Here is a 411-nt window from a genome sequence, read left to right on the forward strand (position 1 = left end):
GATGTCGCGCAGCCGCTCCCGGCTGGCGTCGTCGAGCGGAGCCGCGCGCACCTCTTCCAGCAGCTGCTTGATCATGGTGCCGATGCGCATGACCTTCGCCGGTTGTTCGACGAGGTCTGTCAGCGACTTGCCGTCCGCGTCGGCATCGGTCTCATCAGGCGTGCTCGCCAGGATCTCGATGTTGTCATCGTCGGGGTTGATCGTCATTGCCTTCCCTTGGATCTCGTCAGTTCTGGGTCGTGTCAGTTTGTCGCCCTGGTGGCCGCGTTCTCTCCGCGCCAGCGGTAGATGCGGTCCTCACCGTTGTCGTAGATCTTCTCCCACGACCGTGAGCTGTCTAGCGACACTAGCCCGTCGGGCATGACGAACCCTCGAACCACCGGGGTGCTGGTGAGCACATAGCGGATGTTG

1 protein-coding gene is annotated in these 411 nt (G+C 62.8%); it reads right to left on the reverse strand.

Annotated features, from left to right (window positions below; translation table 11 throughout):
• Positions 1-207, reverse strand: a 207-nt coding sequence (locus RNB18_RS52900; protein WP_311721164.1) for a proteasome activator, incomplete at its 3' end; no start/stop codon positions are given.
• Positions 208-411: the final 204 nt, after the last annotated feature.

Source organism: Streptomyces doebereineriae (assembly GCF_031845645.1).
GTDB lineage: Bacteria > Actinomycetota > Actinomycetes > Streptomycetales > Streptomycetaceae > Streptomyces > Streptomyces canus.